5 protein-coding genes are annotated in these 3,889 nt (G+C 37.5%); 4 read left to right on the forward strand and 1 reads right to left on the reverse strand.

The window, feature by feature from the left end; translation table 11 throughout:
• From ACZFYI_RS16840 to ACZFYI_RS16855, 4 genes are all read left to right on the forward strand, one after another.
• The coding region (locus ACZFYI_RS16840; protein ID WP_462525292.1) for an AbgT family transporter at nucleotides 1-948 on the forward strand (948 nt) is incomplete at its 5' end.
• 394 nt (nucleotides 949-1,342) lie between these two features.
• Entirely contained in the window at nucleotides 1,343-1,786 is a 444-nt protein-coding gene (locus ACZFYI_RS16845) for a hypothetical protein (RefSeq protein WP_462525293.1), read from the forward strand.
• Between the two features lie 16 nt (nucleotides 1,787-1,802).
• Entirely contained in the window at nucleotides 1,803-2,246 is a 444-nt protein-coding gene (locus ACZFYI_RS16850; protein ID WP_462525294.1) for a hypothetical protein, read from the forward strand.
• A gap of 92 nt (nucleotides 2,247-2,338) precedes the next feature.
• Entirely contained in the window at nucleotides 2,339-2,791 is a 453-nt protein-coding gene (locus ACZFYI_RS16855; RefSeq protein ID WP_462525295.1) for a hypothetical protein, read from the forward strand.
• 5 nt (nucleotides 2,792-2,796) lie between these two features.
• On the opposite strand, the gene ACZFYI_RS16860 is transcribed toward ACZFYI_RS16855, so the two are convergent.
• Nucleotides 2,797-3,582 carry an AAA family ATPase gene (locus tag ACZFYI_RS16860; protein ID WP_462525296.1) on the reverse strand — a complete coding sequence of 262 codons (786 nt, stop codon included), beginning with the start codon at nucleotides 3,580-3,582 and terminating at the stop codon, nucleotides 2,797-2,799.
• Nucleotides 3,583-3,889: the final 307 nt, after the last annotated feature.

The following is a 3,889-nucleotide window of genomic DNA, read 5'->3' on the forward strand; positions in this document are numbered from 1 at the left end:
CCGGAGATCGTGCTTAATCCACTGAACAATATCTTTTTTACAGGTCTTTCAAGTCTGGTGGTCGTCTTAGTAGTCTGGTTCCTTACTGACCGTGTAGTAGAACCACGATTGAACAAGAATGTGATTGTAGACGATAATCTTCAGGATATTCCGAAAATAGAAATTTTAAATACCAAGGAGCAAAAGGCTTTTTGGCTTGCATTTAGTATCATGTTCCTTTGTGTCATAGGGTTGTTTTTTTGGGCCTATCCACAGGATTCGGCATTGAGGGATGCAACAGGTGAGATTACCTCAAGAGATGCTCCGCTGATGAAATCCATTGTTCCAATGATTTTTATTTTATTCTGGATTCCCGGATTGATCTATGGATTTGCTGCAGGGACCTATAAGAGTATGAAAGACATGGTGGCTTCGATGAGCAAAGCCATGGGGAGCATGGCTTATTATATTGTGATGGCTTTTTTCTGTGCCTTGTTTATTGATGCTTTTGGCAAATCCAATATTGGTGCCCTGACCGCATTGAAGGGTGCCGATTTTCTCCAGTCTTTGCATCTACCATCTCAAATCACCATCGTAGGAATAGTGATTTTGACCTCTTTGGTCAATCTATTGGTGGGTTCGGCATCGGCAAAGTGGGCTTTGATCAGTCCGATATTTGTGCCGATGCTGATGCAGTTGGGGATATCTCCCGATCTGACCCAAGCTGCTTACAGGGTTGGGGATTCGGTTTCCAATATCATCACGCCTTTGCTGCCCTATTTTCCACTGATCGTGGTATTCTGTCAGCGGTATGTCAAGTCCACAGGCATCGGGACATTGGTTTCTATGATGCTTCCCTATTCCATTGTACTGCTTGTGACGTGGACATTATTTTTGTTGATTTATTGGACATTGGGAATTCCGCTCGGACTGCAGAGTACCTATGAGTATGTGATGGCAATTCCTTGATTAGGGAATAAGTGTATCAATCATAATCAATTGCTGATCACAATGGATAAAATGTATCAAATCTGATGATTAAATCATCAATTGTTGTGGTATTTCTGTTTTGGGATAAGCGCATAAAAAATTAAAAACACTAAGAAAATGTAGTTAAGGAATTTGATATTTAGTGTGAGGTTCAACTATTCTCAATGACATCCTTTGTTTAAAATTTGTTTTATATCATTACGTATTTTTTAATAAAAGTAAATTCTTTTATTGATTATTATTTTTCCATAAAATTAAAAATGGGTTTAGTGTAAATCGCTAAAATTGAGGACTTTTTAAGAATTATTAGTGCCCTAGATGCCATAATTTTGGTAGTATGAAAGCAAAGCTGATTACTTCAAAGTCATATTTTGTGGACAAAAGAAAGCTTTTGACCTGCGTTACTCACCTTTTGGTTTTTTCTATGCTTGCCTCTTGTGCTTCCTTTTACAAATTGGAATGGGAACCTACGGGAAATGAATCCCAAGATTATTACAAAGTTAGAAATCAAAATTTCGAATTGTTAAATCGTAATAGGCATTACCGGATTTTGAAGAAGGACAATTCAGTTCAACTGGTTTATTTAAAAGGTTTTCATGATACAAAACTGTTTGTAATAGATTATACTGAATCGGGAAAGTTTAACAAAAAAGATGAGATTTTAACAGAAATACCCGTGGATGATATTCAGGAGATAGAAGCTAAATATCATCCAGGTTCAAGTGCATTGTTAACCATTGGTGCTGCGGGATTCTTTGTAGGAATGTTTGCCATTTTTGGTATAGATTTTTTCCTTCCTGAAGATGATGATATTTAATTAAACCGTAGAACCTATGAAAAGAAAACCTGCATTCAGAGCAATCAATTTGATTTTAGTGCTCATGGTTTTAACTGTAAGCTGTAAGAGTTATCGAAATGTCGAAAAACTGAAGCCCTTTATGGAAAGAGACCAAGGTGGATATTATGTAGCTGAAAAGGAGTTTGGGAAAATAAAAAAGGAGGAAAAAATCCTCGTTGAATTGGTTGACGGAAAGAGATACTATATGTATTACGGTTCATTTTCTGACAAAATCCTTCTTGGAGAAGTTTGGAGGGATTTTACATCCTCAGTCAAAATAGACCGGTACCAAATAGAAATACCTCAGGAAAAAATCAAGAATGTAAAAGTTTTGAGACCAAATCCAGGGCTGACTATTGGTATTCCATTGGGGATTTTGGGGGTGACATTGTTTATTACTCTCATCGCAATAATTAATGATCCAATCCCAGGAATTTAAGTTTTGAATTTTTTAAATCATCAGTGTTGTAGTTTTCAATTTCATACAAACAGAATCATCGATACATCAATTTACGAAAAACTTACAACCATATGATGAAAAGGAAACAAGAAATTACTGGATTGAATTTGATTTTGATGCTCATTTTATTGATTGCTGGATGTAAAACCTATAGAAACGTAGAAAAATTGAAACCAATAACAAAACATAATCAGGAGGGATATTATGTTGCAGAATCCGAATTTGGAAAAATCAAAAAGGAGGAAAAAATCCTTGTTGAACTAACAGATGGAAAGGAGTTTTTTTTGAGGTATGTTTCCTTTTCCGAAAAGATCCTTCATGGAAAAGTATGGAAGGATGATAAAACCTCAATGATAATTAATGAACCTTTTGATCTTCAAATACCACTTGAAAAAATCAAAAATGTCAGGGTTTGGAAACCAAATACAGCACTTACCATTGGTATTCCGTTAGGGATTTTGGGAGTAACTGTATTGATTGGATTATTGCTTATTGAGTCAGAAGGTATAGGCATTAGCTGGTAAAAAGTTTACAAATACCTTAAAAATGCCTCCGGATTATTGAGGAAGTTTTTCATGATCGTAAAGTGCTCCGTGTCTTCATACCTGACTTTCTGTATTTTTTCCGAAAACTGATAAATCGTGGCATTGGGCAAAGTCATCAGAATAGGAGAGTGGGTGGCAATGATAAACTGGCAACCGTGGTTTTCTGACAGGTTTTTGATCAAAGAAAAAAGAGCCAATTGTCGTTGTGGAGAGAGCGCTGCTTCCGGTTCATCGATCAGATAGATTCCTTCTCCCTGCAACCTTCCCTGTAATACTTTCAAAAATCCCTCTCCATGGGAGACTTCAGTCAGGTCTCCGTACTTGCGGAGCAGGGCTTCTTTTTGGCCATGAACAGCTCCGACAGCCAACTTCAAGCCTGTGCCGCTCAGACGCTTTTCAAAATCCACAATGTCTCCTTTGAATTCCTGATCGATATTTCTGAGGCGCTTTACAAATCCAAAATAGTCTTCAGCCCTAAAAAAAAATCCCCGATAAGCCTTCTTTTTCCAAGAGGTGATGATGGCTTCACCGAATGCTTTTACCCCTTCCAAAGTTTCATCCCTTTCCAAATCATTGCTTCCAATGGCAGGAAGGTTAAGCTTGATGGCCAAGGCTTTAAGCAAAGTGGATTTACCTGATCCATTTTCTCCAACAAATACCGTTACCGGGGTATTAAAGGACATAGAACCCAATTCCCTGAATGCCGGTAAGGTAAAAGGGAAATGGGACTGAGGCCCTGAAGGAAGAGAGATTTGGCTGAGGTAGTACATTGTTAATGTGGGTTCTCTAAACTACGAAGATACCTTTTTCTTTGTTGTAGTGGTTGTAGTTGTTGTCTGCTTCGCGTTGTCGAGTTGTCAGCTTCGTGTTGTCGGGTTAGGAAATCCATCATTCTGAATTTAGCATTCTTAATTCTGAATTTTCCCAAGTCTTGCATCTTGTATCTATATAGTTCCTAAATTCCAACTTCCCAACTTCCCACTTCCAAACCTCCAATTTCCCTAAGATTTCGCTAAGATTTTTCCCTCTGGTTGATATGATAAGGTTAGGTATGCTATGTTTTGGGCATTAATAATT

The sequence above is a fragment of the Aquiflexum sp. genome (assembly GCF_977115555.1).

Bases quoted from the DNA above. Each gene is read 5' to 3' on its own strand.
- ACZFYI_RS16860 (WP_462525296.1), bottom strand. From the start codon at position 3,582: ATGTACTACCTCAGCCAAATCTCTCTTCCTTCAGGGCCTCAGTCCCAT.
- ACZFYI_RS16855 (WP_462525295.1), top strand. From the start codon at position 2,339: ATGATGAAAAGGAAACAAGAAATTACTGGATTGAATTTGATTTTGATG.
- ACZFYI_RS16850 (WP_462525294.1), top strand. From the start codon at position 1,803: ATGAAAAGAAAACCTGCATTCAGAGCAATCAATTTGATTTTAGTGCTC.